This window comes from Sphaerochaeta sp., from assembly GCA_022482495.1.
Taxonomy (GTDB): domain Bacteria; phylum Spirochaetota; class Spirochaetia; order Sphaerochaetales; family Sphaerochaetaceae; genus RUG023.
In genome coordinates this window covers 240005-259827 of the sequence record JAKVPA010000001.1, presented here as the reverse complement: position 1 = coordinate 259827, position 19823 = coordinate 240005, and the positions used below count along the sequence as shown (strand labels likewise).

Here is a 19823-nt window from a genome sequence, read left to right as displayed (position 1 = left end):
ATACTCCCCCCATGCGTTCTCCTCTCAGCCAATATGACACGATGACCAAGACGCCGGTCCGTGTCCTGGTCATCCGGTTGGGTCTGCCTACCACGGTGAGCATGCTGGTCACCAACATCTACAACGTGGCGGACACTTCGTTCGTCGGGCAACTCGGCACCAGCGCCAGCGGTGCTGTCGGCGTGGTCTTCGGCCTGATGGCCATCCTTCAGGCATTCGGCTTCATGCTGGGCCACGGCGCGGGAAGCAACATCGCCCGCCATCTGGGAGCCCAGGAGGTGGAGGACGCCAAACGGTACGCGTCGACCAGTTTCTATCTGGCGCTCGCAGCCGGTGTGGTGATCATGGTCATCGGGTTGTGCAATCTGGATGGATTGTGCCGCCTGTTGGGCTCCACCGAAACGATTCTTCCCTATGCCCGGATCTACGCCGCCTGCATCCTCATTGCGGGACCCGCCATGACGACCAGTTGCGTGATGAACAACATTCTCCGCTATGAGGGGATGGCGACGCTTGCCATGATCGGGCTGACCCTCGGCGGGGTGGTGAACATCTTTGGCGACTGGCTGTTGATGTTTGGAGCGTTCCATCTGGGGATTCTGGGCGCAGGGCTTTCCACGACGATCAGCCAGTACCTCAGCGCAATCGTGCTGTTTTTCATGTTCCACACCGGACGGACGCAGAGCTCGTTCCATCCGAAGTACATCAGTACCAAGCCGTTGATGCTGAAGAACATCATCACCGTAGGGTTCCCCTCGATGATCCGCCAAGGTTTGACGGCGCTTTCCACCATGGTGCTGAACATCAGCTGCGGCCCGTACGGAGACGCCGCTGTCGCCGCCATGTCGATCTGCGCCCGGATCATCAACTTCCTGTGGTGCGTAGGACTAGGCATCGGCCAGGGGTTCCAGCCGGTCAGCGCGTTCAACTACGGGGCGCGCGCCTATCGCAGGGTGCGGGACGCCTACCGGTTCACCGTGCTGTTCGGCACCGTCCTGCTCTCCGACTTTGCCGTGCTGGGATTCATCTTCGCCCCGTCGTTGGTGCGTCTGCTCCGTGATGATCCCCAGGTGGTCGCCATCGGCGCGTTCGCCCTGCGGGCCCAGTGCGCCACAATGGTATGCCTGGGCTTCACCGTGGCGAGCAACATGCTGTTCCAGTCCATCGGAAAGAGTCTGGTGGCGACGATCCTCGCGCTGATGCGCAGCGGCTTGTGCTTCATTCCGTTGCTGCTGGTGCTGACGCGGACAATGGGGCTTCGGGGCATCCAGCTTGCCCAGCCGCTTGCCGATGTCGCCACGTTCATCCTGACCATACCGTTCGTTCTCCAGTTCTTTTCCCGGCTTCCCCGTGAGGATCAACCGGCTCCCCATGGACCGAAGGAGACGCAATGACGGGAAGCATGCGTTTTACCGAAGGCCCCATCTACCGACCTTTGATCCGTTTCTCCTTCCCGGTGTTTCTTGCCTTGTTCCTCCAGGCGGCCTATGGCGCGGTGGACATGCTGGTCATCGGCCGGTTCGGTGACGCGTCGGACGTCAGCGCTGTTTCCCTGGGGGCGATGGTGATGCAGACGGTCACCTTCGTCCTGTCGGACATCGCCATGGGCTCGACCGTTTTGATCGCCCGGAACATCGGGGAAGGGAAGGATACGGAGGTGGGGCGGGTGATCGGCGCGACGATCACGTTGTTCGTCGTGCTTGGCATGCTGGCCATGGCGGTGATGGAACCCTTCTCCGGGGTGGTCATCCGGATTCTTCGCACGCCGGTCCCCGCCCAGGCCAAGGCGACGGCGTATGTCAGGATATGTTCGGCGGGCATGCTGCTCATCGTCGCATACAACGTGCTGGGCGCCGTGTTCCGTGGCATGGGAAACTCCCGGCTCCCCTTGTTTTCCGTCGCGTTGGCCACGGCGTGCAACATCGCCGGCGATCTTCTTCTTGTCGGAGTGTTGGGGATGGGCGTGGCGGGAGCGGCCATCGCCACGGTCCTTTCCCAAGGTGTCAGCGTCGCCGTTTCCCTGGCGTTCTGCAGAGGAAAACGGTTCCCGTTCCCGTTCTCGCGGAAACATATCCGGTGGAACCGGTCGTTGTGCGGCGCCATCTTTCGTATCGGGCTGCCGCTTTCCTTCCAGGACCTGCTTGTCTCCCTGTCCTTTCTGGTCATCGCGGCGATCATCAACCGGATGGGGCTTACGGCTTCCGCAGGGGTGGGGATCGCGGAGAAGGTGTGTGGCTTTTTGATGCTGGTGCCTTCCAGCTTCATGCAGGCGATGAGCGCGTTCGTAGCCCAGAATGTCGGCTCGGGACGGACGGAACGGGCGGACAAGGCGCTTTGGTACGGCATGCTGACCAGCTTGGCCGTCGGCGTATGCATGTTCGTCCTTGCCTTCTTCCATGGCGTTCGGCTCTCTCTGCTGTTCACCACCGATACGGCGGTTGCCGCCGCCTCGGGGGACTACCTGAAAGCGTACGGCATTGACTGCATCTTCACGTCGTTCCTGTTCTGCTTCCTGGGATACTTCAATGGAAGGGGATGGACGAAGTTCGTCATGGTCCAGGGGATCGTCGGCTCCTTCGGTGTGCGGATTCCCCTGTCGTTTGTCTTCAGCGGGCTTGCCGGAGCTTCGCTGTTCACCGTCGGCCTGGCAACTCCATCCTCGTCTTTTGTGCAGATTCTTCTCTGTATGGGAAGGTTTTTTGCAGGTCGAAGACATTCCTGAGCTGTTTTTCATGGTTTTTTCATACTTTCCTCGCAGTTTCCCCATACCCCTTCAGTAAGGTTGGGTCAAACGTTGGAGGAAAAGAAATGAAAAAGCAATTCGTAGCACTCCTTATCGTGGCGCTGATCGCAGGTGGTCTGTTCGCCCAGGGGTCCAAAGAAACAACAAAGACAAGTTATACGTTCGGTGGGTCTTCCACCGTGGCGCCGATCGCCAATACGGCGATTCCGGCATTCGAAGCGGAAAATCCATCGGTGGCCATCACCTATGAGACACTCGGTTCTTCCGTAGGCATCAAGCAGCTGCAGGAAGGAACGCTTTCCCTGGCTGGTTCCAGCAGAGAGCTGAAGCAGTCCGAGCTGGACGCCGGCTTGATCCCGACGACCATCGCTCTGGACGGACTTTCCGTGGCGGTCAACAAGGATGTGGGCATCAGCAACCTGACCATGGCGCAGCTCGCCTCGATCTTCGCCGGGGATGTGACCAACTGGAAGGAAGTCGGTGGAGCCAATGAGACGATCCAGCTGGTCGTCAGGGACGAGACCAGCGGCACCTACGGTTCCTTCAAGGAAATCGTTCTGGACAAAGCGAAGAAAGAGCTCTCCAAGAACGCCATCGTCGCCAAGGAAAACGGTGAGGTCGCCACGAAGATCGCTTCCACGCCGGGTGCCATCGGGTACATCGGAATGGCCTTCGGAAAGATCGTCACCGAAGCGGGCGGCAGAGTGCTGACCATCGAAGGTGTCGAGCCGAACGCCGAGAACGTCAAGGATGGAAAGTATCCGATCTCCCGCAGCCTGTACATGGTGAGCAAGGGACAGCTCGAAGGTGTCGGAAAGCAGTTCGTCGACTTCCTCTTGGGGACCAAGGGTCAGGCGATCGTTCTTGACTCCGGATTCATCCCGTTGAACTAACGCGATGGACATTCGTTCGAGAAAACGGATTGAGCGGGGCGGCAGGGTGATCCTGCTCGCCTCCGCTTTGGTTTGTGTGGCCACCGTGGCGTTGATCACCATCTTCATCTTCGCCCAGGGAATACCGACGTTCCGTGACGTCCCCCTTACGGAATTCCTGTTCTCCACAAACTGGAGCCCGTCGGCAGCCGACCCCCATTACGGGGTGCTTTCCTTTATCGTGGCGAGTTTCATCGTCACCGGACTTTCCTTGCTCTTCGCCACGCCGATCTCCCTGGCGACCGCCGTCTACCTGGCGTTGTTCGCCAAAGGACGGAAGGCGGCGATCCTCAGGGAGAGCATCGAGCTTCTGTCCGGCATTCCGTCCATCATCTATGGCCTGTTCGGCATCGCCGTGGTGGTGCCGTTCGTCCGCAATGTGTTCGGGGGCAACGGATACAGCCTGCTCTCCGCGGCGTTGATCCTCGCCATCATGATTCTGCCGACGATCATCAACATCAGTGAAGTATCCATCTCTGCCGTATCACCGAGTCTGAAGGAAGCCTCCGTCGCCTTGGGCGCGACGACCTGGCAGACGATCAGCAGGGTGATCCTTCCCAGCGCGCGAAGCGGGATCGTCGCTTCCCTGGTGATGGCGTTGGGGCGTGCCGTAGGTGAGACGACCGCCGTGCTCCTCGTTGGAGGCAATGCGCCGCTTTTCCCCAAGAGCCCGGTCTCCATGGGACGCACGCTGACGATGAACATCGTCACCGACATGAGCTACGCCGAGGGCGTCCATATGTCGGCGCTGTTCGCCACGGCGATGCTGTTGTTCTTCTTTATTCTGGCGCTGAACCTGTTTGTCATCCACGCCACCCATAGGAGGGAGAAATGAACCGGAAGACCACCAATGCCATCGCGCTTGCCGTGGTGCGGATCCTCTCCGTCACGACGATCATCTTGCTGGTGGCGATCATCGGATATATCGCATTCCGTGGAATCTGGAAACAGACCCGGGTGATCCGGGATGTGGTTCCCCTTTCCCAGGAAGAAAAAGGTTTCGTCATTTCGGCGCCGGCATCCAACCAGTTGTCTGACCTTTCCTGGTTCACGCTCAGGAATATCGCCCAAGGAAAGATCTACAGCCTTCGCAACCTCAGCGGCGTCGATTCGCCGGTGACGCTGTACATCACCGATGATGTGCTTCCCGCCTTTCTCTCCCACATGGATCTTTCCAAAGACAAGGTGGTGTACCAGAATCGCATTCCCGATCACGTGGAGCGGGGAGGGATCGTCATCTCCTCGAAGAAAGGCAAGAATCTGAAGAAAATCCCATTGTATGATGAGGTGCTTGCCGTCAACCCCACCGTGGCGGCGCTGTACGGCAACAACCGCATCGCCATGGTGGAGCCGATCCAATGGGTGCACCTGCAGGAAGGGTCGGTGCGTTCCTGGAAAGAACTGGGAGGACCGGACATGCCGGTCAGGAACGTCTCCACGCTGGATGAAGTGGAATCCACCGAGGGTTCCTACCTGGTCGTTGACGCCGCCCAGTGGCAGGACGCAAAAGATGCAGGGCATGCCATCACCAGCCTGCAGGTGGTGGGCATTGAATCCGGGGTGAACCTCACCTGGGATTACATGACGGAAAAAACGGTGGAGTCCGGCAAGTACGGCGGCATCGGGACGATCATCGTCAACACGTTCTTCATGGTAATGCTGACCATTTTGTTCTCCCTTCCCATCGGTGTCGCCGCGGCCCTGTGGCTGTGCGAGTACGCCAAGGAAGGGAAGATGAAATCGATGATCCAGAGTGGCATCGATATTCTCTCCGCGCTTCCCTCCATCATCTTCGGCCTGTTCGGGCTGTTGGTGTTCGTCCAGCTGTTCCACTGGGGTTTCTCGCTGATCAGCGGCACGCTGACCGTCAGCCTGATGGTGCTCCCCACCATCATCCGCACCAGCCAGGAGGCGATCGCCAGTGTGGACCGCAGCCTGAGCGAGGCGAGCCTGGCCCTGGGAGCCACCAAGATCGAGACGATCCTCCGTGTGGTGCTGCCCAGTTCCAAACGTGGCATCATCACCGGCATGATTCTGGCCATCGGCCGGGCCATCGGTGAGACGGCCGCATTGATCTATACCATCGGCAGTGGGACGGATATCGCCCACAGCCTGACATCGTCCAGCCGTGTGTTGGCGATGCACATCTTCCTGACGATCACCGAAGGGCAGTCGACGGACAAGGCGTTCGCCTCCGCTCTGGTGCTGATCGTCCTGGTGCTGGTCATCAACACGGTGGCCAACCGATTGATTCATACAAGGAGGCGGTAAGCATGCCTGCGTTCACCATACGGAACCTGCACCTTTGGTACGGTGCGGTACACGCCCTGAAGGATGTCTCGTTGGACATCCCGGAACACGCCATCACTGCCTGCATCGGACCGTCCGGATGCGGCAAGTCGACGTTCCTCAGGACGCTGGACAGAATGAACGATCTGATCGACGGCGTGAAGATCACCGGAGAAGTGAAATTCGAAGGGAAGGACATCTTCACCGAATATGACGCCATGGCGCTTCGCAAGGAAGTGGGCATGGTGTTTCAACGGCCCAATCCGTTCCCCATGAGCATTTTGGACAATGTGGCTTACGGGCCCCGTCTGTACGGAAGGCTTTCCAAAGACCAGCTGATGGAGATCGTTGAGCGCTCCCTGCGCCAGGCGGCGCTGTGGGATGAGGTGAAGGACCGCCTTCAGAAAAGCGCACTTTCCCTCTCCGGAGGCCAGCAGCAGCGACTATGCATCGCACGGACGCTGGCAATCCAGCCTCGTGTGATCCTGATGGATGAGCCCACCTCGGCGTTGGATCCCATCGCCACCGGGCACATCGAGGAACTGATGACCCAGCTGAAGGAACGGTACACCATCGTGGTGGTGACCCACAACATGCAGCAGGCCAGCCGTGTCTCCGACAAGACCTGCTTCTTCTTGATTGACTCAGACCGGTGCGGATATCTGGTGGAGAGCGGAGACACCAGCCAGATCTTCTTCAAGCCGAAGGACAAACGCACCGAAGATTACATCAGCGGAAAATTCGGTTGATGAAAGGGGGACGGAATGGAAAAGAAATATCAATTGGATGACAAACTGCAGTTCTACCATGAACTGCTGGTACAGATGGCAAGCAGGGTGGAGGAATCCATCGCGCTTGCCCGGGAAGCGTTCGAAAAGGAAGACGTCAAACTGTCCGAAAAGGTCAAGGGAGATGATTACTTCATCGACCAGATGCGCGATTTGATCGAAAGCGACGGCGTGCGGATTCTGATCAGCGAAGCGCCGTACGGCCAGTACATGCGCCAGGTGATCGCCGGCATGAAGATCGTCACCAGCCTGGAACGGATGGGTGACCATGCCTGCCATCTGGCCGCACTGGCCGTCATGCCGATGACGCCGAGGAAACACCAGGATATCGCCGCGGTGATCGCCGAGATGGCTGAGGCGGACCATCACATGGCCGCCGAGGTGATCGACGCGTTGGTAAGAATGGATTCCCAGAAAGCCAGGGAGATCGCCAAGATGGACGATGAGGTGGACCGGCTGAACGCCAAGGCGGGGAAGATGATCATCGCCGTGGACGCCGCGGATGTGGCGGAGCGGGAAAACCTGTTCGATTACCACTACGTGTCCAAAGAACTGGAACGCTTTGGGGACCACGTCACCAATATCTGTGCCTGGATCGTCTATATGGCCGAGGGCGTCAAGCCCGACCTGAACTGAAGCGGGGCTCCAGCATCCGGTCGCTTTTCTCCTGCAGTTCCCCGATCTTCCCTTCCAACGGGATGGTGAACGTGAAGGTGGAGCCCTCACCGAGCTTGCTCTGGACCGTCACCGTTCCTTTGTGGATCATCGCCACGTGGCGCACGATGGACAATCCCAGTCCCGTTCCTCCGACGGAACGGGACCTTGCTTTGTCCACCCGGTAGAACCGTTCGAAAATCCGTTCCTGGTCTTCTTTTGCGATGCCGACTCCATGATCGATGATGGCAAAGGAGATCATTCGTCCCTCTTTTCTGACCTGTAGCGTGACGGTGGTGTGTTCCGGAGAGTACAAGATGGCGTTGATCACCAGATTGAGGAGCGCCTGGACCAACAGCGATTGGGAGCCGTACACCTGGGTATCGGCGGGAAGCGGGTTGTCCACTTTCAACGTGATAGACTTTCGGTCCGCCTTGTACGTGGCGCCGGTCAGCGTCTCTTCGATGATCACCCCAAGCGGGGAGGGTTGCATCGGAATAGTCGTTTCGTCCCGTTCCAGCGACGCCAGGGTGAGCAGATCCTGGATGATGCCCATCATCCGCTCGCTGTTCGCCTTGACGATGCTGGCGAACTTGATGCGCTCCTCCTCGCTGAGATCCTTTGAGGTAAGGATGTCGGAGAATCCCAGGATGGAAGTAAGCGGACTTTTCAGCTCGTGGGAGACGTTTGCGACAAAATCTTTTCGTACCTGTTCCAGGTGCTTCAGGTTGGTGATGTCCGACAGCGTGATGACCGCTCCGGTGACCAGCCCCTCCATGTGGATCGGGGCGATGCTCGCCTGGAAGATCGCCTTCTCGTTCTTCACCGTACAGCTGCCCGTCCGGTTGGATTCCAGCGTGTCGCCGCAGAGGGAGAGCAGGTCGGAGTCAGGAATCATCTCCATCAACGTCTTTCCCGTCCCGAACCGTCGTTTCGCCTCTCCGTTGGACAGGATGACCTGTTTCTTCGGATCGACCAGAATCACCGCTTCGGTCATCGTCTCCAGAATGGTGGAAAAGCGGCTGCGGTCCGTCTCCAGACGGTTCATCTGGGTTGAGAGCTGTTCCGCCATGGACTGCAGGGTGGACCCCACCATCTTCACCTCATCCGGTCCGTCGATCCAAATGCGTCGGTCCAGTTGTCCGTTTCCGTACGCTTTTGCCACCTCGGCGATATGGGTCAGCGGCTTGCTGATGCCGTCCATCAGAATCAACGAGACGGCCAGGGAGAAGATCAGGGCGGCGAGCAGAATCGGGGTGAACCGCGATACGAACACCCGCCTCCAGACGGAAACGCTCTGTTGTTCCAGACCGACCCGGAGGATGACCGGAGGGGAGAGGGCCAGGAGCTGTGCCTGGTACAGGGTGGATTTCCCGCTGGTGGCGGAGGTTCTTCGGTCTTCCCCGCTTCCTGTCTCCAATGCTGCCTTGACCTCGGTGCGGTAGGCGTGATTGTCCATCGCCTGAGGATTTTCCTGACTGTCGTACTGTACGGTTCCGTCGGGATCGATTACGGTAAGGCGTACCTGGTGGGATGACGCATAGCGATTCAGTTCCGCGGGATCCCAGGCGTTGGAAGCTTCGATGCTTTCTTTCAGGTATGCGCTGTGGCGGTGAAGGTTTTCCTCACTGAGACGGTCGGTGACATAGCGGAATGATTGGTCCGCCGTAATGAATGCGAGAAGGCCGGCAAGGAGCAGGAGCGATGCGACGATGATGGCTTGCTGGCCCCGCAGTTTCATGACTGCTCCTCCAGATACTTGTAACCGACTCCCCAGACGGTCTTGAGAAACGGACCTGCTTTCTTGATCTTATGCCGGATGGTGGCGATTTGCACGTCAATGGAGCGTTCCGTCACCGGGTAGTCGTCCCCTTTGGTGGCGGAGATCAACTGGGTGCGTGTAAACACCCGTCCGCTGTCTGAGGCCAAGGTCCAAAGGATTGAGAACTCCGTCGCCGTCAACGGAACGAGTTCGCCATCGACGGTGCAGGTGTGGCTTCTGCTGTCCAAAAGCAAGTGCTGGGTGGTCACCGTCTCTGGGGTTGCTTCCGAGGTGTGTTCCTTGGTACGCCGGAGCAACGATTTGATCTTGGCCATCAGCACGTTGATGCTGAACGGTTTGGTGACATAGTCATCCGCGCCGATTTCCAGGGCGGTGACGATGTCCGCCTCCTCGCCCTTGGCGCTCTCGACGATCACCGGAGTGGTCAGGCCAAGTCGGTAACGCATCGTCTTCAGCACTTCCAGTCCGTCCAGTTTGGGGAGCATGATGTCCAGCAGCACCAGATCGAACGATCCGGAGGAAAGATTGTCCACCGCTTCCTGCCCGTCACGGGCGCGGCTTACAGTGAACCCGAGCTTCTCCAGCTGATAGGCGAGAAGCGTAGCGATATCATCATCATCTTCTACAACCAAAAGGTGCGCCATATCCATGTTCACGCTACTGGAAAAAGCTCCATGACACAAGAGTTGACTGGCTGTTTCATACTTTTTTCATAGATTCGTCACCCGCTTTGGTGTCCACCTTGCCCCGGTAGATAACCAGCCGTTGCCAGCAGAATTCGGTGACGAAATTGACCAGCATGGTGGCGGCCAGCACCAGATAGTTGTTCCAGCCCCACTGGTCGACGAACAATTTTGTCCACCAGGTGGACAACGGGGTGAAGACGGCGTAGTACAACGCGACCAATGCCAGCGAGGCCAATACGTTGGCGTTGGAGCGGAACGTGTACGCCCGGTTGATGGCGAAGTTCCAGATGACGGAGAGGATCAGGGCGATCAGGTAGCTGCTCCATGCGCTCATTCCCAACAGTTGGAAACAGATCGTGTCGGTGACGGCCTGGATCAGCCCTGCCGATGCGGCGACGAGGGTGTACTTGATGGTTCTTAGGAATTCTTTGTTCATAGGCTGAGGAGGAAATCCCCGATTTCCTTCGCTTGGCGGATGGCCATCGGCTTGAGCGCCTCGGGGAGGTACTGGTTCTGCTTCATGCATTCGTAGGTCAGGTCTCCCCGGTATCCGCATTCCCGGAGCGCCTTCATGCAAGCCTTCCAATCGATCGTGCCGTAGAACGGCAGAAGATGTTCATCCGCAGTTCCGTGGTTGTCCGCCACATGGGTGGCGATCAGCCGTTTCCCATAGGTACGGATCTCTTTGGGAAGATCCAGCCCATGCATGTGGGCGTGCCCGAAATCCAGGCAGACACCGACCGTTGACGAGGAAAAGAGATCCACCAACGCGCAGAGTTCCCCAGAGCTTTGGATCTCCCTCTGGCCATCCAGATTCTCCAAAGCGATATGCATTCCTTCTTTCTCTGCCTGTTCAACAAACGGCGAGAGGTAGGCGACGTTTTGTGAAAGGCGGTTTTCATCCGCCGGTGCGGGGTGGATCACCACCACATCGACGCCAAGGAGAGAGCTGACATGGATGGCACGATGGATCAACGCGTCTTCCGACTTCCCATCCTCAACGGAGAAGGGAGAAGCGGTCCCGGGCATACGGCGCATGGCTCTGGTTGAACGTCAAGGACAACGAGTCCTTTGATGACTGGATGCGTTCGACCCGCTCCATGTACCGATCGGTACGCCAGATGGAGGAAGGGTTCATCATCTCACAAAAGTTCAGATCCAAGACGGAAAAGCCACCCTGCTTGTACAAGGGAAGCAGATGGTGCATCTCCGTTTTGGAGCCATCCGGACGAAAACTGACCAGATTGGTGCTGGTTGCGATACGCATGCCTGCATGGTAGGGCAACAAGCTGGTTTGGGCAAGAGCGTAAACCTTCATTGACAGCCTGCCGATGGGAGGGCTACGATGGGCAACAAGGGATGGAGAAACAATGATGAATGCGAAACGACTGGGGATTTACGTTGCGTCGGTGACGCCGTTCACCTCTGATGATCAGTTCAGTCCAAAGGCGCTCACCGCGCTGATGGAACGGAACCTGCAGGAAGGGGCGAGCGGCTTTTTCCTGGGAGGGTCCAGCGCCGAGTGCTTCCTCCTGTCCCACAAGGAACGGCTCCAGGCGTTTGAGACGGCCATCGCGTTCAAAGGACGCACCGAGCTGATCGCCCATATTGGTTCTCTTTCCACCAAGGAGGCGGTGCAGTACGGAAGGGAAGCCAAGGCAATGGGCTACGAGCACATTGCCGCCACGCCTCCGTTGTACTATGGCTTCAGCCCCAAGGAAGTCTGTTCCTATTATTATGATATTGCAAACCAGGTCGGACTCCCGGTGATCGTCTATAACTTTCCCGGCAATACCAAACGGGAGTTTGACCTTGAGAACCCCGATTACCGCGCCTTGTTCCAAAGCGAGGCCATCGAAGGAGTGAAGCACACCAATGAGGTGGTCTACCAGCTGGAGCGGTTCATGGAGCTCAACCCGAAGCTGAAACTGTTCAACGGGTTTGATGAGACGATGATCGCCACGATGGCGTACGGATGCACCGGCTCGATCGGCAGCACGTTCAACTGCATGCTTCCCCACTATGAGAAGATCTACCACGCGTTCGAAGCGGGCAAGATGGAAGAAGCTCGGACGCTCCAGCACCAGGCCAACAACATCATGCAGGCTCTCTGCAAGGTCGGGTTGATCCCCGCGGTGAAGTATGTGCTCCGTGCCCAAGGCAATGACGTGGGGTTGGCCCGCGCTCCGTTCTCCAATCCCACCAAGGAGCAGGAAGCGTACCTGGACAAGGTGTTTGCCGGAAATCTGGTAAAGTGACTACAGTCGGCGGAACAACGCCCAGACGCCCATCATCAACTCGCTGGGAATGAACTTGGCGAAGAAACGGTGGGCGAAGCAGATTGGTCCCGGGGTGGAGACGGCGAAGCCGTGCTTGGCGTCCCAGTAGGACCAGTTTGCCACCGATTTCACACTGCTTGCGCCGACGTAATGGTGAATGACCCGTTTCCCTCCCGCCTTCTCCGCCACCTTGATGAACTCCGTGTCCCGTATCCAGTACGGGCAGACGGCACAGACCGAAATCCCTTTGGGAAACAACTCAACCCGTAACGCCCGGCTGTACCGGTACAGGAACGCCTTGCTGGCGGCATAGACGTTCAGGTGCTGGAACGGCTGGAACGCCGTGGTGGAGCAGATCTCCATGATGCGGTCTCCCTTCTGCATGAACGGGAGGACGATCAAGGTGACGTCAACCGCGGCGCGGCAGTCCAGGTCGATCATCCGGTCGGTGTCCGCCCGACTGATCACATTCCAGTCTCCCAGCTTTCCCATGCCCGCCGCGTTGATCAACAGATGCACCCTGGGCTTCTCTGTCTGCAGCGTGGTTTCCAGTCGGGAGAGATCCTCCTGGCTGGTCACATCAAGCGGCATCACCCGACAGATGGGAACCTCCGCCTTGAGTTCCTCAAGCCGTTCTGCGCGACGGGCGATGATCCATATCTCCTGGATCCCTTTTTCCTTGGCTGCGATGTTCCGGACGTACGCTTTCCCCAGTCCGCTGGAAGCTCCGGTGACGATGGCGATCATGGTTTCCATTCTAGCACGATTCTTTGCTTTCCTGTACGTTCAACTCATACAGTGCGGGATTGACGTGCACCATGCAGTGCTTGACCTGGGGGAACGCGTTCTCGATGGCATGATGGACGTTCTCGGCGATGTTATGCCCTTCAATGACCGTCAGGGTGGGGTTGACGGCGATCTCCACGTCGACGTACGCCTTGTTACCGGCAAGTCGTGTCTTCAGGTTGTCCAGATGGACGACGCCTTTCTGCTGTTCGATCAGATGTTTGACTTCCCCAAGACTTTGGGGATCCATTGAATGGTCGTCCAGTTTGCTTACCGCGTCTCGGAAGATATCCACCGATACCTTGATGATGAAACCGCAGATCACCAGGCTGGCGATCGGGTCGGCCACCGGGTATCCAAGCCGGGCTCCGACGACTCCCGCCAGGGAACCGATGGAGGAGAGCGCGTCACTGCGATGGTGCCACGCGCTGGCCATCAGGGCAGGGGAGTTGATGCGCTTGGCGCCGCTGCGGGTATACCAGAACATCCATTCCTTGGTGCCGATGGAAACGACCGCGGCGATCAACGGGAGAACGCCGGGTATGGGCAACTGGTCCCAGGTTCCCCGCACCACCGTGCGGATGCCGGCATAGCCGACACCGATGCCGGTGGCAAAGAGCGTACCGGAAAGCAGGATTCCCGCCACACACTCCAGTTTCTCATGCCCATAGGGATGTTCCTTGTCACTGTTCTTCTCTCCCATGCTGACGCCCACCAGAGCGATGCAGGAAGCGAACACATCCGAGGCGCTGTGTATTGCGTCGCTGATCATTGCCGAACTGTGTCCGGCAAAGCCTGCAATGAATTTGAAAAGGGAAAGACCGATATTGGTGAAGATGCCGACGTTGGATACCCGTACGGCGATCTGATGGGTGTTTTGTGCCATAGATTTCCTCCTGGAAACGTAAACCGTCCCACAGAGAATCTCCCTGTTGTCCTTACGAACCCAGCCCCATGGATCGCTCCATCGCCTGCTCAAGATCAGAGCAAACATACTGACAAATCCAAGACAAGTCAATAATCTTCCCTTCCTGTGAAAAGATGTCAACGGAATGGCAAAAAATAGGTGGTTTTTCTCTTTGGAAACTTCCTTTCAGAGTAGTTGACAAGTATTTGATAATTCCGCTATAGTGCTACACGTTGATTCGCGATAGGGTGTCACCCTGGTGCTTCAACTGTATGGTGGAAGTAGTTCAATGGTAGAGCACCAGATTGTGGATCTGGCTGTTGAGGGTTCGAGCCCCTTCTTCCACCCTGTGGAGACGAGCGCTCGTAGCTCAGTTGGATAGAGCATCGGACTTCGAATCCGAGTGTCAAAGGTTCGAATCCTTCCGGGCGCAGAGAGCCTTTTGGTTTTGGGTTTTTGAAAGGTTATGTCTTGGGCCGCTAGCTCAGCTGGTAGAGCAGCAGACTCTTAATCTGCGGGTCAAAGGTTCGATCCCTTTGCGGCTCATACTTTTTTGGGTAGTGCGCCAATGCATCGCGAGAGTGGTGAAATTGGCATACACGCCAGACTTAGGATCTGGTACCGCAAGGTTTGCGGGTTCAAGTCCCGCCTCTCGCAAAGAAGCGGAAAAAAGATCTGCGGGAGTGGCTCAGTGGTAGAGCTCCACCTTGCCAAGGTGGTTGTCGCGGGTTCGATCCCCGTCTCCCGCTCTTCCGAGCAACGACGTCCTGAAAAGGAAGGTTCGTTGCTCTTTTTTTATTTATTGATTGGAATAACAGTTTGTCATCTCACAAGACTGAGCGTTTCAAGTGTATGATTCGTTTCTTTCTTTCTTAGCTTCAAATCCTCTCTGTCCCTTCATTGGCATCTTATGCTAGGATGACCGGAAAGAGGCTACACATGGATATCTTGTTTGCGGGCTGTTATGGGACGAAGGAAACCAGGCATGGGATGATCCATACCATTGAGTTGGATGAAACGACCGGGAGGATGCGGAAAATCTGGAGCCTCGATCATTCCGTCAATCCATCATTCCTCGCATTCCATGGAAACCGGTTGTATGCCGTGAACGAGACGGACAAGGAACGGGACAGCCGGGTGGACGGCTATCTGATCCAACCGAACGGCACGCTGACCTTTCTGGGTGGGACCCCGGTTCCCGGAACAGCGGTCTGCCACGTATCCGTCTTCCCCGATGGCAGGGCGCTTGCCTTGTCCAGTTATGGTTCCGGCATTCTTTCCGTATGTTCCCTGGACGCGAAAGGGATTCCCCTTGGTGTTTCCCTGACATTTCGACATAAAGGACATGGACCGGTCATCGCCCGCCAGGCAGGACCACACACCCACAGCAGCATGTTCGACCGGACAGGCAGGACGTTGTTCGCCGCAGATCTCGGTTGTGACGTCCTGTTCCGTTATTGCCGGGATACGGATGACGCGTTGGTCGCTACGGGAAAGATTCCTGTTCCCGCCGGGGAAGGCCCCCGCCACATGGCGTTCCATCCGGACAACACGTTCCTCTACGTGGTGGGTGAGGTAGGGTGCCATCTGATGACCTATTCGTTTGATGAATTGACGGAGGAAATGACGTTGCGCGGTCTCAGTCCTCTTGCCGAGAAACGGGAAGGAAGCACGGCCGCTGACATCCATCTTTCCTCGGACGGCAAATGGCTTTGGACAACCACCCGAGGGGAAGACACCATCTCGACGTTCTCCTTGGAGGATCCCTCAAAGCCTCGTTTGGTTTCCCGGCAGTCATCCGGAGGATCTGGTCCCCGGAATTTCTGCATCAGCTCTTCCGGACAGTACCTCCTCGTGGCGAACATGGGGGATGGCTCGTTGGTTTCCTTCCGTATTGAACCAGGAAACGAGCTTGTCGAAACGGACCGCCTTCCGTTGCCAGGAGTGGCGTTCATCGGACCGTTTCGTCACGATTGATTAGAAAATATGCTTTTTCTGGTAGTTCTTTGGTGAAATGCCCGCCACCGTCTTGAATTGGTGGGAGAACGTGTACATGTCCGGATATCCCAGTTTTTCCGCGATGACATCGCAGGGATACCCCATGGAAAGGAACTGTTTGGCTTGTTCCGTCTTTGCTTTGATCCGATACGCCAACGGAGAGATGGTGTAGGTTTGTTTGAATTCCTTCCGGAACAGATGGTATCCAAGCCCAAATGTCGCGGCGATTTCCGGGATGCTTGACTGAAAATCCGTTTCCAGGCGTTGTCTGGCGTGTTCCATGGCGGCGGTCCGTCCGTTCTCATTCAGGCAAGGGGCCACACATTGGGTGATGTAGTGGGAGAAGAAGGGGAGCATATCCAAAAGATCCTTGTCAGAAGCCATGCGGATCTTGCGCATCACTTCCATGAAGTCGGCAAACCGCTGTTCATCCATCGGTTTCACCGGAAAGACGGGAGGAACATTCAGAACGGACGGTGTGCTGGTGATCAACAGAGAGAAGAATGCATCGGGAAGCCGGAGAAAGCATCGGCGCTGGTGTACCCCGGGATACAACGTCAGTTGGTAATCAATGCGGTTGTTTCGGAAGATCATATTTTCATCGGTGATGGCATAATCCTTCTCCGGCGTCTTGAGCTCTCCCGATCCGGTGATCACCCAGGTAAGCAGCATTCCTTCCTTCATGCTGGTGGTGCGATGGATGTATTCCGTGTTGCTGCTGATGCCGCAGAACACTTCCCCGCCATTCATCGAGGCAAACATACCTTCGTACTGGTCAAACCAACGATAATCCATCCTTCTCTCCTTGTCTCAATTCTAACATCTTCTTTGAAAAAAGAAACATTTTCTTTCTCCCAGAGTGAGGTACGATGAAACCAAGATGCACATGTTGAAACGTTCAATTCTTCCAGAAAAAACCTTATTCATACCAACTGCCTCATTTGATGACGCTGGTGGATGGTTTGTTGATAGCGAGTTCATCTTGGAACTCGGATTCCCGTATTTGCTGGCTCATGGGCTTGGTGTTCCCGTCCCGGATGCAAAAAAGACAATCACCATCACGGAAGGCGGGATCTATCACCTCTACGCCTATACCTACAACTGGGTCGCTCCTTGGCATCCTGATATGGCGCCTGGTTGTTTCAACGTACGCTTGGGCGGACAGGTAAGCCTGACGTTGGGAAAAACGACGACGCAATGGGGCTGGGAAGATGGAGGGACGGTTTCGTTATCTCAAGGGCCTGTTGATATCCTCTTGCATGACCTCACAGGGTTTGAAGGACGATGCGCCTATCTGGTGCTGACGCAGATGGATGGGACGATCCTGCCGCAAGACAGGGCCTCCTTGTTCGCGTGGTATCAAGAGGCTACGAACAACCGGGAACCTGAACAGGAAGGGAGATTTGATTTCCTGGTTGCCGGGGGCGGCATCGCCGGGATGTGCACTGCGGTTACCGCGGCACGGGAAGGTCTTTCTACCGCATTGGTGCAGGATCGCCGGCTGGTGGGTGGAAACAACAGCAGTGAGATCCGTGTCTGGCTGGGAGGTGGCACCAACTATGCACCGTATCCTGGAATCGGCAATATCGTCGGGGAATTCGAACAGCACAGGATCGGGCACTATGGGGCGGAAAACAAAGCACAGTTGTATGAGGATGACCGAAAAATGGGAATCCTCCAGGCTCAAAAAGGATTGGACTGTTTTCTCGGGTGCTGTGTGATCGGGACGGATACCTCGGATGAGTGCATAACGTCGGTCCTCGTTTGGGATTATGTCCATGACCATCTGTTCCGCCTGTCCGCGCCGCTGTACGCTGACGCGACGGGAGATGGAAATCTTGGATTCCTGGCCCATGCGGATTATGAGACCACCACCAATGGGCATATGGGGGTGAGCAACCTCTGGCATATCGAGCATACCGGACGAAACGTGGCGTTCCCCCGATGTCCGTGGGCTGTGGATCTCTCCCAGGTTGCGTTCCCTGGCCGTGGAAACGTTCATGACATTTATGGCAATTCCCGGGAAAAATCGTTGGGATGCTGGTTCTGGGAAAGCGGTATGGAGAATGATCCCTTCCTCTATGCGGAACGGGCACGCGACATGAATTTCCGGGCGATGTACGGGGCCTGGGATGTGCTGCGCAACGTTGATCACGATTATGAAGGGTATGAACTGACTTTTTGCGCCGCGGTGGCGGGAAAGAGGGAGTCCCGGAGGTTGCTCGGGGACGTGGTGCTGACCAAGGCCGATTTCAAGAAACCCTATTCTGATGGTTGTGTGCCGGCGACATGGGATTTTGACGTCCATTATCCGGACAAACGTTTCTATGCCGCCTTCCACGAAGGGGATGCGTTCCTGACGATGGATTGCCGTGAATCATTTCAGAAGCCGTTCTTCCTGCCGTATCGGTGCTTGTACTCGCGCAATATCCGCAACATGTTTATGGCTGGCAGGAACATCAGCACCAGCCATGACGCTTCTGGAACGGCACGGATCATGCGAACTGGTGGCATGATGGGGGAGGTGGTGGGATACGCCGCGGCGATGTGCCATAGGTATAGGTGTCTTCCCCGTGATATTTTCGAGTCTCATCGGGATGTTTTCCTGCAAAAGTTGGCAAGTATTCCGAAAAAAGAAGTGGAGAAAGTCGGCGATACCATTGATTGATGGTGCGCTGGATCGGACAATCGAAGGAGGTTGCTATGAAAAAAAGGTTGCTATGGGTGATGCTGGGATTGCTCGTCACGAGTATGCTGTTTGCTGCCGGTGCCAATGAAAAGTCTGTGAACGAACAGACCCAAAACGGGCCGGTGAATCTCGTCTGGGCCGGGTGGTCAGGGGAAGAGGAAGCGACGAAAGATATCTTCCAGAAGATGCGGAGCCAGTATGAGGCTTCCAGCGGCAATACGGTCACCTGGGTTGGTTGGACATGGGCAAACACCGCCCAGCAGCTGTTGATCAGATTGCAGGGTGGCGAACAACTGGACATCGCGCAGGCGGATATCGGTATCTTCAACACCATTGCCCAGACCGGCGCGCTAGCCGATCTGAACGAGGTGATGGGCGCTTCCTATCTGAAGGATACGTTCCCTGAATCGGCGCTGTCGGTAGGTAATATTGATGGCAAGCAACTCGGCCTTCCGTGGTCGATGGCTTCCATCACCATGGTGTACAACCCTGCGATCCTCAAAAAAGCGGGATGGGACAAGGTCCCCACCACAATTGCTGAGTTTGAACAGTGCCTGGCCGATGTGCAGGCTCTTGGCGAAGGTATCGTTCCGTATGGGCTTTCCACGAAAGACTCCACCGCTGCCGGAGACTTCATGCCGTGGCTCTGGACCTTCGGTTCCAGTCTGTTCGATGCAAGCGGAAAGGTTGCCCTCGGTCCCAAAGCCGTGGAGTGCGTGAAGTGGTATCAGAATCTCCTGCAGAAAGGATATATCCGGATGGATATCGGAAGAGGCGATGCCCGCCAGTTGTTCGCCCAAGGCAAGATGGCCTTCTATGATGATGCCGTGGTGGCGAAAGGCCAGGCGGTGAAAAACGGCGTGAAACCGGAAGATGTGGTGAACGTTTGCTCCGCCATGAGCCGGCCGGTGATGCATGCCGGTGACAAGCCGCAATCGACCATGTGGGGGCATATGCTGGTGATCTTCAAAAATTCAGCCTACAAGACGCAGGCGGCGGATTTCGCAAAGAGTTTGGTCTCAGATGATATGGCGCTGGAGTATTTCGAGAAGAACGGCATGCCTCCGGTCACCAAGAGCGCTGCGAACCTGCAGGTGGTCAAGGACGATGCCTATCTGAAAGGTTTCATGCAGTCAACGGAGACGGCCCGTCTGGAAGAGACGGCGCGCATGGCAAACGCCAGCGAGATCAAAGCGGTCGTGACGGAAGAGTTGCAGTTTGCCTTGTTGGGCAAGAAAACGGCCCAGCAGGCGGTTGCGGACATGACATCTCGGCTGCAAAGCCTGTGA

General features: G+C 56.7%; 19 protein-coding genes and 5 tRNA genes. 16 read left to right on the top strand and 8 right to left on the bottom strand.

The features are described from left to right. Positions 1 to 11 precede the first annotated feature (11 nt). The 7 genes from LKE28_01325 (at position 12) to phoU (ending at position 7388) form a co-directional block, all read left to right on the top strand. Positions 12 to 1394, top strand: a complete 1383-nt coding sequence (locus tag LKE28_01325; protein ID MCH3906912.1) for an MATE family efflux transporter — start codon at positions 12 to 14, stop codon at positions 1392 to 1394. Next, positions 1391 to 2722, top strand: a complete 1332-nt coding sequence (locus LKE28_01320; protein ID MCH3906911.1) for an MATE family efflux transporter — start codon at positions 1391 to 1393, stop codon at positions 2720 to 2722. The genes LKE28_01325 and LKE28_01320 overlap by 4 nt, the downstream gene beginning before the upstream one ends. A gap of 86 nt (positions 2723 to 2808) precedes the next feature. Then, positions 2809 to 3636 carry a phosphate ABC transporter substrate-binding protein gene (locus tag LKE28_01315; GenBank protein ID MCH3906910.1) on the top strand — a complete coding sequence of 276 codons (828 nt, stop codon included), beginning with the start codon at positions 2809 to 2811 and terminating at the stop codon, positions 3634 to 3636. A 4-nt stretch (positions 3637 to 3640) separates the two neighbouring features. After that, positions 3641 to 4510: a phosphate ABC transporter permease subunit PstC gene (pstC, locus tag LKE28_01310; protein MCH3906909.1), complete on the top strand. Its 870-nt coding sequence runs from the start codon at positions 3641 to 3643 to the stop codon at positions 4508 to 4510. Further along, a complete protein-coding gene (gene pstA / locus LKE28_01305) occupies positions 4507 to 5946 on the top strand; it encodes a phosphate ABC transporter permease PstA (GenBank protein ID MCH3906908.1) in 1440 nt (479 codons plus the stop codon). The genes pstC and pstA overlap by 4 nt, the downstream gene beginning before the upstream one ends. Positions 5947 to 5948: 2 nt before the next feature. Further along, positions 5949 to 6713, top strand: a complete 765-nt coding sequence (gene pstB, locus LKE28_01300) for a phosphate ABC transporter ATP-binding protein PstB (protein ID MCH3906907.1) — start codon at positions 5949 to 5951, stop codon at positions 6711 to 6713. Between the two features lie 15 nt (positions 6714 to 6728). Continuing rightward, the gene (gene phoU / locus LKE28_01295) at positions 6729 to 7388 is read left to right on the top strand and encodes a phosphate signaling complex protein PhoU (protein ID MCH3906906.1); all 660 of its coding nucleotides are present in this window, start codon (positions 6729 to 6731) and stop codon (positions 7386 to 7388) included. Here phoU and LKE28_01290 read toward each other — a convergent pair. The 5 genes from LKE28_01290 to LKE28_01270 all read right to left on the bottom strand — a co-directional run bounded on the left by LKE28_01290 (position 7369) and on the right by LKE28_01270 (position 11142). Then, on the bottom strand, positions 7369 to 9147 hold the full coding sequence (locus LKE28_01290) for an ATP-binding protein (protein MCH3906905.1): 1779 nt from the start codon (positions 9145 to 9147) through the stop codon (positions 7369 to 7371). The two genes, phoU and LKE28_01290, sit on opposite strands and share 20 nt — an antisense overlap. Continuing rightward, the gene (locus LKE28_01285; protein MCH3906904.1) at positions 9144 to 9821 is read right to left on the bottom strand and encodes a response regulator transcription factor; all 678 of its coding nucleotides are present in this window, start codon (positions 9819 to 9821) and stop codon (positions 9144 to 9146) included. Before LKE28_01285 ends, LKE28_01290 begins: the two co-directional genes overlap by 4 nt. Positions 9822 to 9888: 67 nt before the next feature. Then, complete coding sequence (locus LKE28_01280) at positions 9889 to 10311, bottom strand: GtrA family protein (protein ID MCH3906903.1); 423 nt, start codon at positions 10309 to 10311, stop codon at positions 9889 to 9891. Further along, complete coding sequence (locus tag LKE28_01275; protein ID MCH3906902.1) at positions 10308 to 10913, bottom strand: sugar phosphate isomerase/epimerase; 606 nt, start codon at positions 10911 to 10913, stop codon at positions 10308 to 10310. Before LKE28_01275 ends, LKE28_01280 begins: the two co-directional genes overlap by 4 nt. After that, a complete protein-coding gene (locus LKE28_01270; GenBank protein MCH3906901.1) occupies positions 10873 to 11142 on the bottom strand; it encodes a hypothetical protein in 270 nt (89 codons plus the stop codon). The genes LKE28_01275 and LKE28_01270 overlap by 41 nt, the downstream gene beginning before the upstream one ends. 106 nt (positions 11143 to 11248) lie before the next feature. Between LKE28_01270 and LKE28_01265 the strand changes: the two genes are divergently transcribed. Further along, positions 11249 to 12133 (top strand): dihydrodipicolinate synthase family protein, encoded by an 885-nt coding sequence (locus tag LKE28_01265; GenBank protein ID MCH3906900.1) that lies wholly within the window; start codon positions 11249 to 11251, stop codon positions 12131 to 12133. On the opposite strand, the gene LKE28_01260 is transcribed toward LKE28_01265, so the two are convergent. Both LKE28_01260 and LKE28_01255 read right to left on the bottom strand, forming a co-directional pair. After that, positions 12134 to 12910 carry an SDR family NAD(P)-dependent oxidoreductase gene (locus LKE28_01260; protein MCH3906899.1) on the bottom strand — a complete coding sequence of 259 codons (777 nt, stop codon included), beginning with the start codon at positions 12908 to 12910 and terminating at the stop codon, positions 12134 to 12136. Position 12911: 1 nt separating this feature from the next. Further along, positions 12912 to 13826 (bottom strand): cation diffusion facilitator family transporter, encoded by a 915-nt coding sequence (locus tag LKE28_01255; protein ID MCH3906898.1) that lies wholly within the window; start codon positions 13824 to 13826, stop codon positions 12912 to 12914. Positions 13827 to 14122: 296 nt separating this feature from the next. On the opposite strand from LKE28_01255, the gene LKE28_01250 reads away from it, so the two are divergent. The 6 genes from LKE28_01250 to LKE28_01225 all read left to right on the top strand — a co-directional run bounded on the left by LKE28_01250 (position 14123) and on the right by LKE28_01225 (position 15824). Next, positions 14123 to 14194 (top strand) — tRNA-His (locus LKE28_01250). A 12-nt stretch (positions 14195 to 14206) separates the two neighbouring features. Then, a tRNA-Arg gene (locus LKE28_01245) sits at positions 14207 to 14280 on the top strand. A gap of 40 nt (positions 14281 to 14320) precedes the next feature. Next, positions 14321 to 14393: transfer RNA gene (locus tag LKE28_01240), tRNA-Lys, on the top strand. Positions 14394 to 14422: 29 nt separating this feature from the next. Then, positions 14423 to 14504 (top strand) — tRNA-Leu (locus LKE28_01235). Between the two features lie 20 nt (positions 14505 to 14524). After that, positions 14525 to 14596 (top strand) — tRNA-Gly (locus tag LKE28_01230). Between the two features lie 190 nt (positions 14597 to 14786). Then, positions 14787 to 15824, top strand: a complete 1038-nt coding sequence (locus LKE28_01225; protein MCH3906897.1) for a lactonase family protein — start codon at positions 14787 to 14789, stop codon at positions 15822 to 15824. Here LKE28_01225 and LKE28_01220 read toward each other — a convergent pair whose 3' ends face one another. Further along, positions 15825 to 16640: an AraC family transcriptional regulator gene (locus LKE28_01220; protein ID MCH3906896.1), complete on the bottom strand. Its 816-nt coding sequence runs from the start codon at positions 16638 to 16640 to the stop codon at positions 15825 to 15827. Positions 16641 to 16827: 187 nt separating this feature from the next. Between LKE28_01220 and LKE28_01215 the strand changes: the two genes are divergently transcribed. Together LKE28_01215 and LKE28_01210 are read left to right on the top strand one after the other, a co-directional pair. Then, positions 16828 to 18513, top strand: coding sequence for an FAD-dependent oxidoreductase (locus LKE28_01215; protein MCH3906895.1), 1686 nt, complete (start codon positions 16828 to 16830; stop codon positions 18511 to 18513). Positions 18514 to 18548: 35 nt separating this feature from the next. Beyond that, entirely contained in the window at positions 18549 to 19823 is a 1275-nt protein-coding gene (locus tag LKE28_01210) for a sugar ABC transporter substrate-binding protein (protein MCH3906894.1), read from the top strand.